At 60.4% G+C, this 15809-nt stretch carries 17 protein-coding genes; 9 read left to right on the top strand and 8 right to left on the bottom strand.

Annotated features, from left to right (window positions below):
- Positions 1-45: 45 nt before the first annotated feature.
- From AC2444_RS08855 to AC2444_RS08845, 3 genes are all read right to left on the bottom strand, one after another.
- The gene (locus AC2444_RS08855; RefSeq protein WP_012757284.1) at positions 46-1371 is read right to left on the bottom strand and encodes a homoserine dehydrogenase; all 1326 of its coding nucleotides are present in this window, start codon (positions 1369-1371) and stop codon (positions 46-48) included.
- A 61-nt stretch (positions 1372-1432) separates the two neighbouring features.
- Positions 1433-2650, bottom strand: coding sequence for an LL-diaminopimelate aminotransferase (locus AC2444_RS08850; protein ID WP_003558982.1), 1218 nt, complete (start codon positions 2648-2650; stop codon positions 1433-1435).
- Positions 2651-2871: 221 nt separating this feature from the next.
- Positions 2872-3285 carry a hypothetical protein gene (locus tag AC2444_RS08845; protein ID WP_012757283.1) on the bottom strand — a complete coding sequence of 138 codons (414 nt, stop codon included), beginning with the start codon at positions 3283-3285 and terminating at the stop codon, positions 2872-2874.
- Positions 3286-3435: 150 nt separating this feature from the next.
- On the opposite strand from AC2444_RS08845, the gene AC2444_RS08840 reads away from it, so the two are divergent.
- Positions 3436-5271: a PHA/PHB synthase family protein gene (locus AC2444_RS08840; protein WP_221963039.1), complete on the top strand. Its 1836-nt coding sequence runs from the start codon at positions 3436-3438 to the stop codon at positions 5269-5271.
- Between the two features lie 206 nt (positions 5272-5477).
- Complete coding sequence (locus AC2444_RS08835; protein WP_012757281.1) at positions 5478-6818, top strand: DUF2778 domain-containing protein; 1341 nt, start codon at positions 5478-5480, stop codon at positions 6816-6818.
- A gap of 28 nt (positions 6819-6846) precedes the next feature.
- Here AC2444_RS08835 and AC2444_RS08830 read toward each other — a convergent pair whose 3' ends face one another.
- Positions 6847-8004 carry a pyridoxal phosphate-dependent aminotransferase gene (locus AC2444_RS08830; protein WP_012757280.1) on the bottom strand — a complete coding sequence of 386 codons (1158 nt, stop codon included), beginning with the start codon at positions 8002-8004 and terminating at the stop codon, positions 6847-6849.
- 211 nt (positions 8005-8215) lie between these two features.
- Between AC2444_RS08830 and AC2444_RS08825 the strand changes: the two genes are divergently transcribed.
- The 6 genes from AC2444_RS08825 to AC2444_RS08800 all read left to right on the top strand — a co-directional run bounded on the left by AC2444_RS08825 (position 8216) and on the right by AC2444_RS08800 (position 13036).
- On the top strand, positions 8216-8974 hold the full coding sequence (locus tag AC2444_RS08825; RefSeq protein ID WP_012757279.1) for a DsbA family protein: 759 nt from the start codon (positions 8216-8218) through the stop codon (positions 8972-8974).
- A gap of 161 nt (positions 8975-9135) precedes the next feature.
- Positions 9136-9573 (top strand): type II 3-dehydroquinate dehydratase, encoded by a 438-nt coding sequence (aroQ, locus tag AC2444_RS08820; RefSeq protein ID WP_011651695.1) that lies wholly within the window; start codon positions 9136-9138, stop codon positions 9571-9573.
- A gap of 20 nt (positions 9574-9593) precedes the next feature.
- On the top strand, positions 9594-10055 hold the full coding sequence (gene accB, locus AC2444_RS08815) for an acetyl-CoA carboxylase biotin carboxyl carrier protein (RefSeq protein ID WP_012757278.1): 462 nt from the start codon (positions 9594-9596) through the stop codon (positions 10053-10055).
- A 4-nt stretch (positions 10056-10059) separates the two neighbouring features.
- Positions 10060-11415 carry an acetyl-CoA carboxylase biotin carboxylase subunit gene (gene accC, locus AC2444_RS08810; RefSeq protein WP_017993867.1) on the top strand — a complete coding sequence of 452 codons (1356 nt, stop codon included), beginning with the start codon at positions 10060-10062 and terminating at the stop codon, positions 11413-11415.
- A gap of 7 nt (positions 11416-11422) precedes the next feature.
- Positions 11423-12037, top strand: coding sequence for a leucyl/phenylalanyl-tRNA--protein transferase (gene aat / locus AC2444_RS08805; protein WP_012757276.1), 615 nt, complete (start codon positions 11423-11425; stop codon positions 12035-12037).
- 75 nt (positions 12038-12112) lie between these two features.
- Entirely contained in the window at positions 12113-13036 is a 924-nt protein-coding gene (locus AC2444_RS08800; RefSeq protein ID WP_012757275.1) for a DUF2167 domain-containing protein, read from the top strand.
- Between the two features lie 94 nt (positions 13037-13130).
- Here AC2444_RS08800 and AC2444_RS08795 read toward each other — a convergent pair whose 3' ends face one another.
- The 3 genes from AC2444_RS08795 to AC2444_RS08785 all read right to left on the bottom strand — a co-directional run bounded on the left by AC2444_RS08795 (position 13131) and on the right by AC2444_RS08785 (position 14652).
- Positions 13131-13571, bottom strand: a complete 441-nt coding sequence (locus tag AC2444_RS08795) for a DUF2155 domain-containing protein (RefSeq protein WP_012757274.1) — start codon at positions 13569-13571, stop codon at positions 13131-13133.
- Between the two features lie 114 nt (positions 13572-13685).
- A complete protein-coding gene (locus tag AC2444_RS08790; protein ID WP_003558960.1) occupies positions 13686-14084 on the bottom strand; it encodes an NADH:ubiquinone oxidoreductase subunit NDUFA12 in 399 nt (132 codons plus the stop codon).
- 103 nt (positions 14085-14187) lie between these two features.
- Positions 14188-14652, bottom strand: coding sequence for a GNAT family N-acetyltransferase (locus AC2444_RS08785; RefSeq protein WP_012757273.1), 465 nt, complete (start codon positions 14650-14652; stop codon positions 14188-14190).
- 58 nt (positions 14653-14710) lie between these two features.
- Between AC2444_RS08785 and AC2444_RS08780 the strand changes: the two genes are divergently transcribed.
- Positions 14711-15310 carry a hypothetical protein gene (locus AC2444_RS08780; RefSeq protein WP_012757272.1) on the top strand — a complete coding sequence of 200 codons (600 nt, stop codon included), beginning with the start codon at positions 14711-14713 and terminating at the stop codon, positions 15308-15310.
- Here AC2444_RS08780 and AC2444_RS08775 read toward each other — a convergent pair.
- A complete protein-coding gene (locus AC2444_RS08775; protein WP_012757271.1) occupies positions 15307-15807 on the bottom strand; it encodes a GNAT family N-acetyltransferase in 501 nt (166 codons plus the stop codon). The two genes, AC2444_RS08780 and AC2444_RS08775, sit on opposite strands and share 4 nt — an antisense overlap.
- Positions 15808-15809: the final 2 nt, after the last annotated feature.

Raw genomic sequence — 15809 nt, 5'->3', positions numbered from 1 at the left:
TGCAGGAACAGGGCGGCTCAACGGTCCTCCGGGACGGGAAAAAGCTCAGCCTTCCTCTTTGGGCCGCTCGATGCGAATCACCTGCGGCTCGCCGAAGAGGTAACCTTCCGACTTGATCGAAGCGACTGCCTTGCGCACCGAGTCTTCCGTCGTCGCGTGGGTGACGAGAATGATCGTCTGGTGATGCGATGGCGCCAGGTGCTGCTTGGAGCGCTGGACGATCGATTCCAGCGAGATGTTGTTTTCGGCCATGCGGGTTGCGACGCTGGCAAAGACGCCGGTGCGGTCGAGCACGGTCAGGCGGATGAAATAGCCGCCCTCGTGGCTCTGCATCTGCGCCTTGCGATAGGGTTCCAGTGTGGTTGCGGGATGGCCGAGCACCGGCACCCGCTGGGCGCCCGGCTGGCTCTTGGCGATATCGGCGATATCACCAAGCACCGACGAGGCTGTGGCGTTGCCGCCGGCGCCAGGGCCGACCATCAGCAGTTCGCCGAGCACGTCGGATTCGATCGCCACTGCATTGGTAACGCCGTCGACCTGGGCGATGACCGAATCGACCGGCACCATTGTGGGATGGACGCGCTGTTCGATGCCGGTATCGGTGCGCTGGGCAACGCCCAAGAGCTTGATGCGATAACCGAGTTCGGCAGCGGCGTGGATATCCTCGATCGAGATGTTGGTGATGCCTTCGAGATAGATGTCGTCGGCGGCGATCTGATTGCCGAAGGCGAGCGTCGTCAAGATGGAAAGCTTATGGGCCGTGTCGTTGCCCTCGATATCGAAGGCCGGATCGGCCTCGGCATAACCCAGCCGCTGCGCTTCCTTGAGGCATTCGGCGAAGGAAAGCCCCTCCTTCTCCATCTTGGTCAGGATATAATTGCAGGTGCCATTCATGATGCCATAGATGCGCGAGACGGAATTGCCCGTCAGCGATTCACGCAGGGCCTTGATGACCGGGATGCCGCCGGCGACCGCCGCCTCGAAGTTCAGCAGCGACCCCTTCTCCTCGGCGATCGTCGCAAGCTCGACGCCGTGATAGGCAAGCAGCGCCTTGTTGGCTGTCACCACATGGAGACCACGCTGGAGTGCCGTACGCACCGAGATGTTGGCAGCCCCTTCGGCGCCGCCCATCAGCTCGACGAAGACGTCGATATCGCCCTTTTCGGCAAGCTCTTCCGGCCGGTCGAACCAGGTAACAGCGGAAAGATCGATGCCGCGGTCCCTCGCCTTGTCACGTGCCGAAACGGCGGTGATGGTGATCGGACGCCCGCAGGTGACGGCAAGCTCGTTGCTTTTCTGCTGAATGATGCGGACAAGCGAGGCGCCAACGGTGCCCAAGCCCGCAATGCCGATTTTGAGGGCATCTGCCATGGATCGATCCTGAAATGTCTGTGTGGCGGCAGCCGCATGACGCGGCTGCCCAACGGTTGGATTAGCGGTGTGCGTTCAGCGAGATGACGTTGTGCATCGTCTCGTCTGCCGTCGACATGAACTTCTTGATGTTGCGCGCAGCCTGGCGGATGCGGTGTTCATTCTCGACAAGTGCCAGACGGACGTAGTCGTCGCCCATTTCGCCGAAGCCGATGCCCGGGGCAACGGCGACGTCGGCCTTCTCGACCAGCAGCTTGGAGAATTCCAGCGAACCGAGATGACGGAACTTTTCCGGGATCTTCGCCCAGGCGAACATCGTCGCAGCCGGCGGCGGCACGTCGAACCCGGCCTTGCCGAAGCTTTCGACCATGACGTCGCGGCGACGTTTATAGACGTTGCGGACTTCCGCAATGTCGGAACCATCGCCGTTCAGCGCGTGCGTTGCCGCCACCTGGATCGGCGTGAAGGCGCCGTAGTCGAGATAGGACTTGACGCGGGTGAGCGCTGCGATCAGTCGCTCGTTGCCGACGGCAAAGCCCATGCGCCAGCCGGGCATGGAGAAGGTTTTCGACATCGAGGTGAACTCGACGGTCACGTCCATAGCGCCCGGCACTTCGAGAACCGACGGCGGCGGGGCGCCGTCGAAGTAGATTTCCGAATAGGCAAGATCGGAAAGCACGATGATGTCATGCTTTTTCGCAAAGGCGATGACGTCCTTGTAGAAATCGAGCGTCGCGACAAAAGCCGTCGGGTTCGAGGGATAGTTGAGGATCAGCGCCAAGGGCTTCGGGATCGAATGCTTGACGGCGCGTTCCAGCGGTTCGAAGAAGCTCGCATCCGGCTCCACCGACATGGAACGGATCACGCCACCCGCCATCAGGAAGCCGAAGGCGTGGATCGGATAGGTGGGATTCGGGCAGAGGATCACGTCGCCAGGCGCCGTGATTGCCTGCGCCATGTTGGCGAAGCCTTCCTTGGAGCCCAAGGTGGCAACCACCTGGGTATCCGGGTTGAGCTTGACGCCGAAACGGCGGGCATAATAGGCGGCCTGGGCGCGGCGCAGCCCCGGAATGCCCTTGGAAGAGGAGTAACGGTGCGTGCGCGGATCCTGCACGACCTCGCACAGCTTGTCGACGATCGACTGGGGAGTGGGAAGGTCGGGGTTTCCCATGCCGAGATCGATGATATCGGCGCCGCCCGCTCGCGCGCTTGCCTTCAAACGGTTGACCTGTTCGAAAACATAAGGCGGCAAACGCCGGACTTTGTGAAACTCTTCCATCTCATTCCCCATGGAAAGGCGGCATTTCGGGCCGCAATCGAAGTTCGTTCCGTCTCCCGGCGGCTGCGACACGAACTTCAGAATCGCAACGCCGTATTCATCAGACCCAAGCGACGCGGCGAATCTTTGACGGAAAGGCTGCGTAACGCGCTTTATCGGGAAAATTATGTCTTCCGATCCTTGCCGAAGGCTTTGCGTCCAAATTGCCTGAAAGGCAAGGTCTATTTGGAGATTTCAGACAGCGTATCAGTGCCGTGCTCGGCGGCGAGACGCCGCATTTCAGCGACCTTGGCCTGATAATCTGCTTCCGAGATCGTGCCGGCCTTGCGCCGGGCGGCAAGTGCCGTCAGCTGATGCTGCAGTTCGGCCGCCTGCTCGTCGCTCATCTGGACATTGGCGGCGGTCAGCGGCGCGCCGAAATTCGGATAGCCGTCCGGGTATTTAGCAAGGCCGCCCTCGGCCGCCTCGCCCTTAGTGGCCGGCATGACGACGGCGGTCGGCGCCGCTCGCTTGGCGGCGGCTGCGGCCTTTTGTTCCGCCGTCAGATTGCATCCGGCAAGAGCCATCGCCGCCGCGACGCAGATCAGTGCGGTGCGGTTGAAGGTTGCGATGCGCCGAATGCCGTTCTTCGTCATGCCTCAAAAATCCAGTTTTGACTGCTTCGACTGTTAAATTTGTCGCAGCCACAAAGCAATAGCATGAGCCGATGCGGGTGGAACTTGTTTTCTCGTTCGATCACGATGTACAACGAATGGATAAAAAGAGTGGTGCTGCCGCCGGAGGAAATGGTGACCGACAGCAAGCAGGAGAATGGCGGCAAGACCGGCTTCGACGCGAACGATCTCGATCCCTATCTGTTGAAGGATCCTGAGGCCATGGCGATGAATTTCGCTCGGGCGCTCGAAAATCTAGGACAAGCAGCGTCTGCCTGGCTTGCGCCGCGCGAACGCGGCGAGATCACCGAAAGCGCCGCCGATCCGATGACCGACATGGTCAAGACGCTTTCCAAGGTCACCGAATACTGGATTTCCGATCCGCGCCGCACCTTCGAGGCACAGACGCAGCTGATGTCCTCGTTCTTCGGCCTCTGGATGCGCTCGATGCAGCGAATGCAGGGCGATCCCACGCCTGCCGAGCCGGACACCCGCAAGGACAAGCGCTTCTCGGACGAGGACTGGCAGAAGAATCCGTTCTTCGATTTTCTCCGCCAGGTCTATTTCCTCACCACCGACTGGGTGGAAAAGATGGTGTCGGAAACCGATGGCCTCGATGAACACACCAAGCACAAGGCCGGCTTCTACGTGAAGCAGATCACGGCAGCGCTTTCGCCGACCAACTTCATCGCCACCAATCCGCAACTCTACCGCGAGACAATCGCGACCAGCGGCGCCAATCTGGTGCGCGGCATGAAGATGCTGGCCGAGGATATCGCTGCCGGAAACGGCGATCTTCGTCTTCGCCAGACCGACATGACGAAATTCGCCGTCGGCCGCGATATGGCGCTGACACCAGGCAAGGTGATCGCCCAGAACGACATCTGCCAGATCATCCAGTACGAGGCTTCGACTGAAACGGTGCTGAAGCGGCCGCTGCTGATCTGCCCGCCCTGGATCAACAAGTTCTATATTCTCGACCTCAACCCGCAAAAATCCTTCATCAAATGGTGCGTCGACCAGGGTCAGACGGTGTTCGTCATTTCCTGGGTCAACCCGGATGCGCGCCACGCCGAAAAGGACTGGACGGCCTATGCCCGCGAAGGCATCGATTTCGCGCTTGATACAATCGAGAAAGCGACCGGCGAGAAGGATGTCAACGCCGTCGGCTACTGCGTCGGCGGTACGCTGCTGGCCGCGACACTGGCGCTGCATGCCAAGGAGAAGAACAAGCGCATCAAGACTGCGACACTCTTCACCACCCAGGTCGATTTCACCCATGCCGGCGACCTCAAGGTCTTTGTCGACGAGGAGCAGCTTGAATCGCTCGAAGAGCATATGCGGGCGGCCGGCTATCTCGACGGCACGAAGATGTCGATGGCCTTCAACATGCTGCGCGCCTCCGAGCTGATCTGGCCTTATTTCGTCAACAACTACCTCAAGGGCCAGGATCCCCTGCCCTTCGACCTGTTGTTCTGGAACGCCGATTCGACCCGCATGGCAGCGGCAAACCATGCCTTCTACCTGCGCAATTGCTATCTCAACAATGCGCTGACGCAGAACGAGATGATCCTCGACGGCAAGTCCGTGTCACTGAAGGACGTCAAAATCCCGATCTATAATCTCGCCACCCGCGAGGATCACATCGCACCTGCCAAGTCCGTCTTCCTCGGCAGCCGATTCTTCGGCGGCAAGGTGGAATTCGTCGTGACCGGCTCGGGACATATCGCCGGCGTCGTCAACCCGCCCGACAGGAAGAAGTATCAATTCTGGACCGGCGGCCCCGCCAAGGGGGACTACGAGACCTGGCTCGAGCAGGCGACGGAGACCCCGGGATCATGGTGGCCGCATTGGCAGGCCTGGATCGAGACGCATGACGGCAGACGCGTGCCGGCCCGCAAACCCGGCGGCGACGCGCTGAACGCGATCGAGGAAGCGCCGGGAAGTTATGTGATGGAGCGCGCCTGAGACGCCTCAACGCATCTTTTTGAGACGTCGTGAAAAACTGCAACGCCGCGTAAACAAATTAGAAACCATAATTCGTCATCCTTGCGAGACAGTCGGACGTCGTGGGTGGTCTAAATTCGGCCCATTTGCGCCTGTACCGGCCCCCGGCGAAGTTTAGTCAGTCAGTGCCGCCGGCCTGCGTAGCGAGTTTGAAAGACGAGTGTAGTATGGCGTTTGCGGTCGGGACGTTCGATGACGTCACCCTTCTTGGCGGATCTGCTTTCCGTTGGCGCAGATCTCGCGGTTTCCTTTACGGTGTTGTCGGCGCCGGATTTCTGACCTCTACATGGCTGATCGCGACCTTCGCGACGATGCACTCGTTAGCCGCTCCCTATTCTCCGCCGGATCGCCTGGCACAGGTGGCGACTGCGCCGAAGCTGGCGCCTTCACCGCGTCACGAGAGGCTGATCCATGTCGGCAAGGCCGACCGGCTGGCCGCCTTCGATGCGAAGCCGAAGGTACCGCTGACGGCGAGCCTCATTCAATCCCATGCCGAAAAGACCGCTGCCGCCGCGACAGCGCTCGCGGTTCTCGCCAAAAACAATCGGCTCGCCATGGCTGCCGAACAGCCGGTCGTGGCGGCGATCTCCGACAGCGCCAAATTCCGCAAGGACGATGTCATCGTGACGGCGCCGGTCGAGCTCGCCTCGGCAGAGACGGACGAAGACGACGGCGACCGGATCATCGTTCCCTCGAAGGAGGCGGTCGCCGCAGCCGAACTCCCGACCCTGCTTGCGCTTGCCGATGCCGGATCCCGGCAAATCGCGCCGGCCCCGGTCGAACCAACCACACCTCCTCTCAGAACCGCCTCCATTCCCGCTTCGGCACCCGCACCTGACGTCGTCGCCGCCGCGGACGACGCGCCCCCCTTCGATCTCGTGCTGGCGCCGGATGAAGGTTCGGTGCCGCTGCCGATGGCACGTCCCGATGGCCTCATCGGCAAACCGACACCGGCCTCCAAGGGTTCGCAGCGCTCTGACGAGCCTGTACTTGCCTACGCCCAGCCGAACTCGCCGATCGAAGATGACGAGGACGATGCAGTGCCGCGCTACGATAAGCCGGTCTTCTCGCCGAAGCTGCGCGCAGGCGTGGCGATCTACGATATCGAAAACAGCACCGTCTATCTGCCGAACGGCGAGCGCCTCGAGGCCCATTCCGGGCTCGGCAAGATGCGCGACAACCCGCGTTTCGCCAACAAGAAGATGCGTGGACCGACGCCGCCGCACACCTATGCCCTCACCATGCGCGAGAGCCTTTTCCATGGCGTCGAAGCATTGCGGCTAACGCCGGTCGAAGGTTCCGACGCCATCTATGACCGTGTCGGCCTACTCGCCCATACCTACATGCTCGGCAAGAACGGCGATTCCAACGGCTGTGTCTCCTTCAAGGATTACCGCCGCTTCCTCGCCGCCTACAAGCGCGGCGACATCAAGCAGCTCGTGGTGGTGCCGCGGCTGAACAACAAACCGTCTTCGACGCTTGCCTCACTGTTTTCGTCGCGTAGCTGAGCGATAAGAGAGTAAGCAGCCGCGAGCGCTATTTCAGCCAGGCCGCGATTCGCTCCACCGCCTCGGCGATCTCCGCTTGCGAGCCCGCATAGGACAGACGCAAGGTTCGATTTCCCTCCAGCGGATCGAAATCGAGACCCGGCGTGGCGGCGACGTCGATTTCCGCGAGCATGCGTTTGGCGAAGCCCATGCTGTCATTGGTGAAGCGGGTGACGTCGAGATAGGCGTAGAAGGCGCCGTCCATCGGCGAGGCGATCGAAAACCCGATCTGCGGCAGGCGCCGCATCAGCAAATCGCGGTTGGCGGCGTAACTGGTCTTGTAACGATCGAGCTCGGCACCGGCGCTCAGAGCGGCCGTGGCGGCAATCTGGGAGAGCTCGGGCGGGGAGATATAGAGGCTCTGCGCCACCCGCTCGATCGGCCGCACCAAGCGCTCGGGAAGCACCATCCAGCCGATTCGCCAGCCGGTCATGCAATAATATTTGGAGAAGGAGTTGATGACGATCGCCTCGTCGGTCAGCTCCAGCGCGCTCGCCTCCTCGCCGGCGAAGGTCAGCCCGTGATAGATTTCATCGGAGATGAAGGCGATGGAATGGGCCGCGCAGTAATCCGAAAGCGCCTTCAGACCCTCGCGGCCGGTCAACGTGCCGGTCGGGTTGGCCGGGCTTGCGAGCAGCACGCCTTTCAGCGTCATGCCGCTTTCCTTCTGCGCCGCTTCGAGGCTTTGCGGCGTCAGGGTGAAGTGGGTCTCGGCCGTTACAGGCACTTCCAGAACCTTCAAGCCCAGCGCGCCGAGGATATTGCGATAGGCGGGATAACCCGGTCTTGCGATCGCCACCGCATCGCCGGCATCGAAAAGCGACAGGAAGGCGAGATTAAAGCCGGCCGAGGAACCGGTGGTGATGGCGATGCGCTTGGGATCGATCTCCAGGCCGTGGCGATCCTTGTAGTGCCAGGCGAGCGCCGATTTCAGCCGCGCCGTTCCCAACGCATCGGTATAGCCGATCCTGCCTTCGGCGAGGGCTGCGCGCGCCGCTTCGAGGGCCGCCTCAGGTGCCGGATGCGAGGGCTGACCGACCGCCATCGAGATCACGGGATGGCCGCTCGCGCGCCGCTTCGTCGCCTCCGCCAGGACGTCCATGGCGTGAAAAGGCTCAACTTCGCTGCGTTTCGATATGGAAAACAAGATCGTTTCTCGCTCAGCTTCTTCAGTGACGGCCCGACAATTGCCGCATTAATCGGCTCATCACAATCCCGCGAGGGCCGGACGGGGATGAAAAATTCCTGTTTGAGCAGAACCGAACGCACCGTACCTTGACGCGACGCATTCAAGTCCATTAACCCGGCGACGGTCTTCTCGACGAAGAGACGACCATCCCGCCGATGACGAGGATAACATGGCATTCTTCCCGAAGACCTTCACCGCAGTGGCGCTTGCCGCATCGATCGCCCTTCCGCTTCCCGCGGCAGCGCTCGACGACCAGCAGAAGAAGGAGTTCGGCGAATTCATCAAGCAATACCTGATCGAGAACCCCGAGATCATGCTCGAAGTCCAGGATGCGCTGCAAAAGAAGCAGGAGGCCCAGCGGTCGGTGAAAGCCAATATGGCGATCGAAGAGAACACCACCGACATTTTCGATTCAAAGAACGACGTCACGCTCGGCAATCCCAAGGGCGATGTCACTGTCGTCGAATTCTTCGATTATAATTGCAGCTACTGCCGCCATGCGCTTCCCGACATGCAGGCGATGCTGAAGAAGGACAAGAACGTCCGTTTCGTCCTCAAGGAATTCCCGATCCTCGGGCCGGATTCGGTCGCCGCCCACAAGGTGGCCGACGCCTTCCGCAAGCTCGCACCGGAGAAATATGCCGATTTCCACGTTGCCCTTCTCGGCACCGAAGGCCGTGCCTCCGACGAAACAGCGATCGCGGTTGCCGCTTCGCTCGGCGTCAGCGCGGACAAGATCCGCGCCGAGATGGCAAAGAGCCCGAATGACGGTATAGTCCAGGCGACCTACCAGCTCGCCTCCAGTCTCGGCATTAGCGGTACGCCCTCCTATGTGATCGGCAACGAACTGGTGCCCGGCGCCGTCGGGCTCGACGATCTCGAAGCCAAGGTCAAGAACATGCGCAGCTGCGGCAAGACCGCCTGCTGAGCAAAGCAGCCCCCAGCCGCCAGCTCATCAAATCGCCAAAATCGAAGTGTTTCAACCATGTGGACAAATGTGGCACGATTGCCGCTGGCCATTCCGTAAGGGCTTTCATTCAGCCTTCGCGGAGTCTATAGGTTGCCGTCGTACCTTTTACGGAACATTCGATGACGCAAACGATTTTTGTCCTGAACGGCCCCAACCTGAACATGCTGGGTAAACGAGAGCCCGGCATTTATGGCGGCAAGACGCTCAAGGACATCGAGGCGGACTGCAAGGCTGCAGGGCGCGAGCTCGGCCTCGATATCGACTTCCGCCAGAGCAATCACGAAGGCACGCTCGTCGATTGGTTCCATGAGGCCGACGAAAAGGCCGTCGGCGTTGCCATCAATGCAGGCGCCTATACGCATACATCGGTCGCGCTGCATGATGCGATCCGCGCTATTTCCATTCCCGTCGTCGAGCTCCACATATCCAACGTGCATGCACGGGAAGAATTCCGCCACAAGTCGATGATCGCGCCGGCATGCAAAGGCGTGATCTGTGGCTTCGGGCCTCACAGCTACATCCTGGCGCTCCACGCGCTGAAGAACATCACGGCATAAGAATAAGACAGGGCAACACCATGGCTGAAAAGAAATCGGGTATCGACCAGGCACTGATCCGCGATCTCGCCAATATTCTCAACGAAACGGATCTGACGGAGATCGAGGTCGAGCAGGACGACCTGCGCATCCGCGTTTCGCGCGCCGGCACGCCGCAATATGTTCAGGCGCCGATCGCCGCACCGGCCTTTGCCGCGCCCGCTGCGGCAGCCGCTGCCGCGCCAGCCGCAGCTCCCAGCCGCAACCCGGCCAATGTCGTCAATGCACCGATGGTAGGCACAGTCTATATGGCGTCGGCTCCGGGCGCGCGCCCCTTCATCGAAGTCGGCGCAACCGTCAAGGAAGGCCAGACGTTGATCATCATCGAAGCGATGAAGACGATGAACCAGATCCCTTCGCCGAAGTCAGGCAAGGTGACCGAGATCCTCGTCGATGACGGACATCCCGTCGAATACGGCCAAGCCCTCGTCGTCATCGAATAGGCCCATGCCCATGATTTCGAAAATCCTCATCGCCAATCGCGGAGAAATCGCCCTTCGCGTGCTCCGGGCCTGCAAGGAGCTCGGCATTGCCTGCGTCGTGGTTCATTCCACCGCCGACGCCGATGCCATGCATGTGCGCCTTGCCGACGAAAGTGTCTGCATCGGCCCACCCTCCTCGCGCGAGAGCTATCTCAACATCCACCAGATCGTCGCCGCCTGCGAGATCACCGGTGCCGACGCCGTGCATCCGGGCTACGGCTTTCTGTCGGAGAATGCCAAGTTCGCCGATATCCTCGAAGCCCACGGCATCACTTTCATTGGGCCGACGGCGGACCATATCCGCATCATGGGCGACAAGATCACCGCCAAGACGACGGCGCTGGAACTCGGCATTCCCGTCGTTCCAGGCTCGGACGGCGAAGTGAAGACCGAAGAGGATGCGCTGAAGACGGCCGCCGAAATCGGCTATCCGGTGCTGATCAAGGCCACGGCCGGCGGCGGCGGACGCGGCATGAAGGTCGCCAAGAGCGAGGCCGACGTGATCGAGGCCTGGTCGACGGCCCGCACGGAAGCAGCAGCCGCCTTCGGCAACGATGCCGTCTACATGGAAAAATATCTCGGTAAGCCGCGCCACATCGAAATCCAGGTGTTCGGCGACGGCGAAGGCAATGCCATCCATCTCGGCGAGCGCGACTGCTCGCTGCAGCGGCGCCATCAGAAGGTCTGGGAAGAGGCGAATTCGCCGGCCCTCAACGTCGAGCAGCGCATGAAGATCGGCCAGATCTGCGCCGACGCCATGAAGAAGCTGAAATATCGCGGCGCCGGCACGATCGAATTCCTCTACGAGAACGGCGAGTTCTATTTCATCGAAATGAACACCCGCCTGCAGGTGGAACATCCGATCACCGAAGCGATCACCGGCATCGACCTCGTGCACGAGCAGATCCGCGTCGCTTCCGGCGGCGGTCTGTCGGTGACGCAGGACGAAGTGCATTTTTCCGGTCACGCCATCGAGTGCCGTATCAATGCCGAGCACCCGCGCACCTTCGTGCCCTCACCCGGTACGATCACGCACTTCCACGCGCCGGGTGGTCTCGGCGTGCGCATCGATTCCGGTGCCTATCAGGGCTACAAGATCCCGCCTTATTACGACAGCCTCATCGGCAAGCTGATCGTGCACGGCCGTACCCGCGTCGAATGCATGATGCGCCTGCGCCGGGCGCTCGACGAATTCGTCGTCGACGGCATCAATACAACGCTGCCGCTATTCCAGGATCTCGTCTCCAACCAGGATATCGCCAACGGCGACTACGACATCCACTGGCTGGAAGACTACCTCGCCAACACACCGGCGGCATAGGACAGGAATGGCAGGATCGCGCAGGAAGTCACCAGGCATAACCCCTGACATTCTCCTGCGCGCCTATTCCATCGGCCTCTTCCCGATGGCCGAATCCGCCGACGACCCGGAGATCTTCTGGGTCGAACCGGAACTGCGCGGCGTGCTGCCGTTCGACCATTTCCATGTGTCGAAAAGCCTTGCCAAGACGGTGCGCAAGAAACCCTTCGAGATCCGTTTCGATCACGCTTTCGATCAGGTCATTGCTGCCTGTGCGGAGGAGACATCCGGGCGCCCGAGCACCTGGATCAACAGGACGATCAGATCGCTCTACTCGACGCTCTACGACATGGGCCATGCCCATACCGTCGAAGCCTGGGAGGACGATGAGCTGGTCGGCGGCCTCTACGGCGTCTCGCTCGGCTCGGCCTTCTTCGGCGAAAGCATGTTTTCGCGCCGGACGGATGCCTCGAAGATCTGCCTCGTTCATCTGGTCGACCGGCTGCGGGAAAGGGGCTTCACCCTGCTCGACACCCAGTTCACCACCGAGCACCTGAAGACGTTCGGAGCGATCGACGTTCCGAAGGCCGATTATGCCGCGATGCTGACAGCAGCGATGGAGTCGCCGCACCTTACGTTTTAAGCTCGATCGTTTCATCCGCACGTTGATTTTCCAGCCGATTTGGCTAGGTTCAAAAATGCAACGGGGGATAGAATTTTGAAACGATATTTTGCTGCCGCAGTCCTTTTGACCTTATTTGCAGGTCAAGCCGGTGCACGTCCCTACCAGGATATGTTCCCGAGCAGGACCGATTTTTCCGACGCGGAAAAGCCGGTGCTGGAGAAGCTCGATTTTCAGCAGGGTGTGATCAAGCTGCCTGAAGCGAAGGCAACGCTGAACGTGCCCGCCGACTTCTACTATCTCAGCCCTGCCGACGCGATGACGGTACTCGTCGATATCTGGGGAAATCCTCCGGCGGCGGCGGAGGGAACGATGGGGATGATCTTCCCGGCGAAATACGCGCCGACCGATATAGAGGCCTGGGGTTCCACCGTGGAACACAGCGCCGACGGCTATGTCTCGGACGTCGATGTCGCCACGACCAATTACGACGAATTGCTGCAGAACATCAAGGATTCCATCAGGGAAAACAACGTCGAGCGCGAAAAGCAGGGTTTTCCGAAGATCACGCTTGTCGGCTGGGCATCCACGCCGCACTACGACAAATCCGCGCATGCGCTGCACTGGGCGCGTGATCTAATGTTCGGCGACGATAAGCAGCACACGCTGAACTATTCCGTGCGTGTGTTCGGCCGCGAGGGCGTATTTCAATTCAACTTCGTCGCCGGCCTCGACCAGCTGAAAGAGATCGAGGGTGTCATCCCGACCGTCACCAAGCTCGTGCAGTTCGACAAGGGAATGGCCTATACCGACTACGTCGAGGGCGACAAGATCGCGGCCTATGGGATGGCGGGAATGATCGCTGCGGGCGCGGGCGCCAAGATTGCTGCCAAGGTGGGATTGCTGGCACTCGCCCTCGCCTTCCTCAAAAAGGGCGGCGTCCTCGTTTTCATTGTGTTCGCCGGTGCGCTTCGCTTTGCCAAGGGCCTTTTCAAGAGGAACAAGACACCCACCGCATAGGCTCATCCAGGTTGCTGCGTCACTCAAAGTGTTACAGCGTCGTTGTTTGTGTGTCTGAAAAGGCGCGCGGCGCTGTAAAGCGTGATGAGAGGCGCTAGCGAGCTGTCGCCTTGGCACCGTCAGGAGCCGGAACATCCGAGTTTGCCTTGCAGTCCTTCAGCCAGACGTCGTAGATCGGGTGCTCGACGGCGTTGAGGCCGGGGCTGGCGGCGAACATCCAGCCGGTGAAGATGCGGCGGATCTTGCGGTCGAGGGTGATCTCATCGACCTCGACGAAACCGTCGATCTTCTGTGCTTCCGACTGGTCGCGCGAATAACAGGCCTTCGGTGTCACCTGCAGCGCACCGAACTGTACCGTCTCATTGACATAGACGTCGAAGGTCGTGATGCGGCCGGTGATCTTGTCGAGGCCGGAGAAGACGGCAACCGGATTTTCGATGCGTGCGGCATTTGCCGCAGCCGGCGGAAGCAGGGCCGAGAGCGCCAGCAGCGATCCGGCGGCACGCAGGACCTTGTTCCGCGTGAAGAGCTTCATGTGTACCCGTCTCCAGACATTTTCAGTTCACGGCCGCGGTCAAGCGCGGCCAACCTGCGGGTAAAGGTCAATTGTGGCCAAAGCCGGGTCTTGGGATTGCCCGGTCGGGCCGTCTCAGTTGCCCGGCGTCCAAGCGTCATAATCGCCGGTGACGCGCGGACGTTCGCCCGGAACGGCGATAGAGCCCGGCGGGCGATAGGCCTGCGGCGAACCGGTATGGTTGGGCCGGTGCGGCTTCTGCCAATCCTTGGCGACGTAGCTTTCCTTGGACGGGGGGACATCGGTGCGATGATGCATCCAGCCATGCCAGCCCGGCGGAATGGCGGAGGCTTCGGCATAACCCTTGTAGATCACCCAACGCTTCGGCAGACCGTAGGAGGACATGCCGCCTTCGTAGTAGACGTTGCCGAATTCATCCTCGCCGACGCGCTTGCCAAAACGCCAGGTCGCAAAACGCGTGCCCATCGTCTGACCGTTCCACCAGGTAAAGGTCTGAACCAGAAGATTCCACATGTCTTTTCCTTGTGCCCGCCAGATGCGAGCCAAACCAGAATTCGTTTCCTCGCTTATGCCGTCGCCAAGCCGAATTGTCCAGCGATTCCACGATGGCCAAGGGTCATTTCAAAGCCATCTTGAAGCCCAGATGCGAGGGCTTGAAGCCCAGCCTTTCATAGAAACGGTGAGCATCCTTGCGCACTGCATTCGAGGTCAACGCTACTCGCCCGATACCGCGGCCTTTTGCCTCGGCAATGGCGAATTCGATCATCAGTCCGCCGACCCCCTGCCCGCGCATATCGGCGCGCGTCTGCACCGCCTCGATGATCATCGCCGAGGAGCCGCGGCCGGTGAGCGAGGTCGTCACCATCGTCTGGAACGTGCCGACGACCTCGCCGCCGCGCTCTGCGACGTAAAGCGTCTGATCGGGCGAAGCCTCGATGACGGCGAAGGCCCTGACATAATCGGAAAAGGCTTCAGGTTCCGTGGTATCGCCGTGACCGCCGCGTGCGTCGGCCGAAAACATAGCCACCAGCGCAGGGAGGTCGTCCTTGCGAGCTTCACGGATATTCAAATCTTGTGGCATCACACTTTTCTACCTATGTAAAAACCGGACGATGATTGTTGCGGAAGGAAAAAGACGGATGTTCTTGAACGATATCCGTGAGGTCGGATACTCCGCTAGGGATATTCGGCTTAGAATTGCACTATCAACACTGGTGATAATTGTCTTCGGCTTCTGGATTTTCGATGGGACTTTGAATTCGCTTTTCCTGTCCCTGCTCTGTGGGCCGCCAATTGCGTACTACCTATTTTGCAATCTTTATGTCCTGATCTTTTCATCCAATAAGACGATCATTGCGATAGGCCCAAATGGCTTCAAAGATCTTCGGCTAATGCAAGAATTAATTCCGTGGCCGGCAGTCGCACGCATCGAGGCTGCGGCACCCACGCTGGCGCAAAGGATTTTGCGAACAATTTTTCTGGTTCTGGGCAACCTGTTGTCCGCATCGCCGGGAACGGACGCAGAAGGCACCGGAGATACAATCGCTGTCTGGTGCCGACCAGACGGCATTCAGGGTCGCAAACCGATGTTCTCACTATTCCATACCGCACGTGCGACGAATGAACTTCGGCAACTGCGCATCGAAACGAGTGGTCTTACCGTCAGCAAGGAGCGACTGATGCAACTGCTCCAGACCTACCACACCCACCACAAGGCACTCAGCGATTCGGGCGTTTAACCCGCCAAGCGCTTCTCCAACACCAATGCCGGAATGCCGGACTGTCCGGCTCCGCTATTCTCATTGCGGCCGACCTCGGTGAAGCCGTGCATCTGATAGAAGGCGATCGCCGCAGCGTTTTGCGGCTCGACTTCGAGGCGCATGATTTCCGCATCCGGAAAGCAGGTTTCGAGTTCGGCGAAGATATCGCGGCCGATGCCCTGGCGCTGCAGCGCCGGCCTGACATAGAGGAGATGCAGCATGACCGTCTTCGTCAATTGCTGCGACATTGCCGCATAACCCATGCCGCCGATATTGCGGCCGTCATCGGCAACGAGGAATTCGGCATCCTTCCGCACGAGGCGCGTCTTCAGCGCCGCCGGTGAAAAGAGATGGGCGATCAGATCCTCCACCTTGGCCCTGCCATGCAGGCTGTCATAGGTGGCATGAAAGCTCTCCACCAAGAGGGCGCGCACCTTCTCCAAGTCGCGCTCGCCGGCGGTGCGGACGAAATACACCC

Source organism: Rhizobium sp. WSM1328 (assembly GCF_057653715.1).
The sequence above is the reverse complement of the archived record's forward strand: the minus strand, read 5'-3'. Positions and strand labels throughout refer to the sequence as shown.

Bases quoted from the DNA above. Each gene is read 5' to 3' on its own strand.
- AC2444_RS08855 (WP_012757284.1), bottom strand. From the start codon at position 1,371: ATGGCAGATGCCCTCAAAATCGGCATTGCGGGCTTGGGCACCGTTGGC.
- AC2444_RS08850 (WP_003558982.1), bottom strand. From the start codon at position 2,650: ATGGAAGAGTTTCACAAAGTCCGGCGTTTGCCGCCTTATGTTTTCGAA.
- AC2444_RS08845 (WP_012757283.1), bottom strand. From the start codon at position 3,285: ATGACGAAGAACGGCATTCGGCGCATCGCAACCTTCAACCGCACCGCA.
- AC2444_RS08840 (WP_221963039.1), top strand. From the start codon at position 3,436: ATGGTGACCGACAGCAAGCAGGAGAATGGCGGCAAGACCGGCTTCGAC.
- AC2444_RS08835 (WP_012757281.1), top strand. From the start codon at position 5,478: ATGGCGTTTGCGGTCGGGACGTTCGATGACGTCACCCTTCTTGGCGGA.
- AC2444_RS08825 (WP_012757279.1), top strand. From the start codon at position 8,216: ATGGCATTCTTCCCGAAGACCTTCACCGCAGTGGCGCTTGCCGCATCG.
- aroQ (WP_011651695.1), top strand. From the start codon at position 9,136: ATGACGCAAACGATTTTTGTCCTGAACGGCCCCAACCTGAACATGCTG.
- accB (WP_012757278.1), top strand. From the start codon at position 9,594: ATGGCTGAAAAGAAATCGGGTATCGACCAGGCACTGATCCGCGATCTC.
- accC (WP_017993867.1), top strand. From the start codon at position 10,060: ATGCCCATGATTTCGAAAATCCTCATCGCCAATCGCGGAGAAATCGCC.
- aat (WP_012757276.1), top strand. From the start codon at position 11,423: ATGGCAGGATCGCGCAGGAAGTCACCAGGCATAACCCCTGACATTCTC.
- AC2444_RS08795 (WP_012757274.1), bottom strand. From the start codon at position 13,571: ATGAAGCTCTTCACGCGGAACAAGGTCCTGCGTGCCGCCGGATCGCTG.
- AC2444_RS08790 (WP_003558960.1), bottom strand. From the start codon at position 14,084: ATGTGGAATCTTCTGGTTCAGACCTTTACCTGGTGGAACGGTCAGACG.
- AC2444_RS08785 (WP_012757273.1), bottom strand. From the start codon at position 14,652: ATGCCACAAGATTTGAATATCCGTGAAGCTCGCAAGGACGACCTCCCT.
- AC2444_RS08780 (WP_012757272.1), top strand. From the start codon at position 14,711: ATGTTCTTGAACGATATCCGTGAGGTCGGATACTCCGCTAGGGATATT.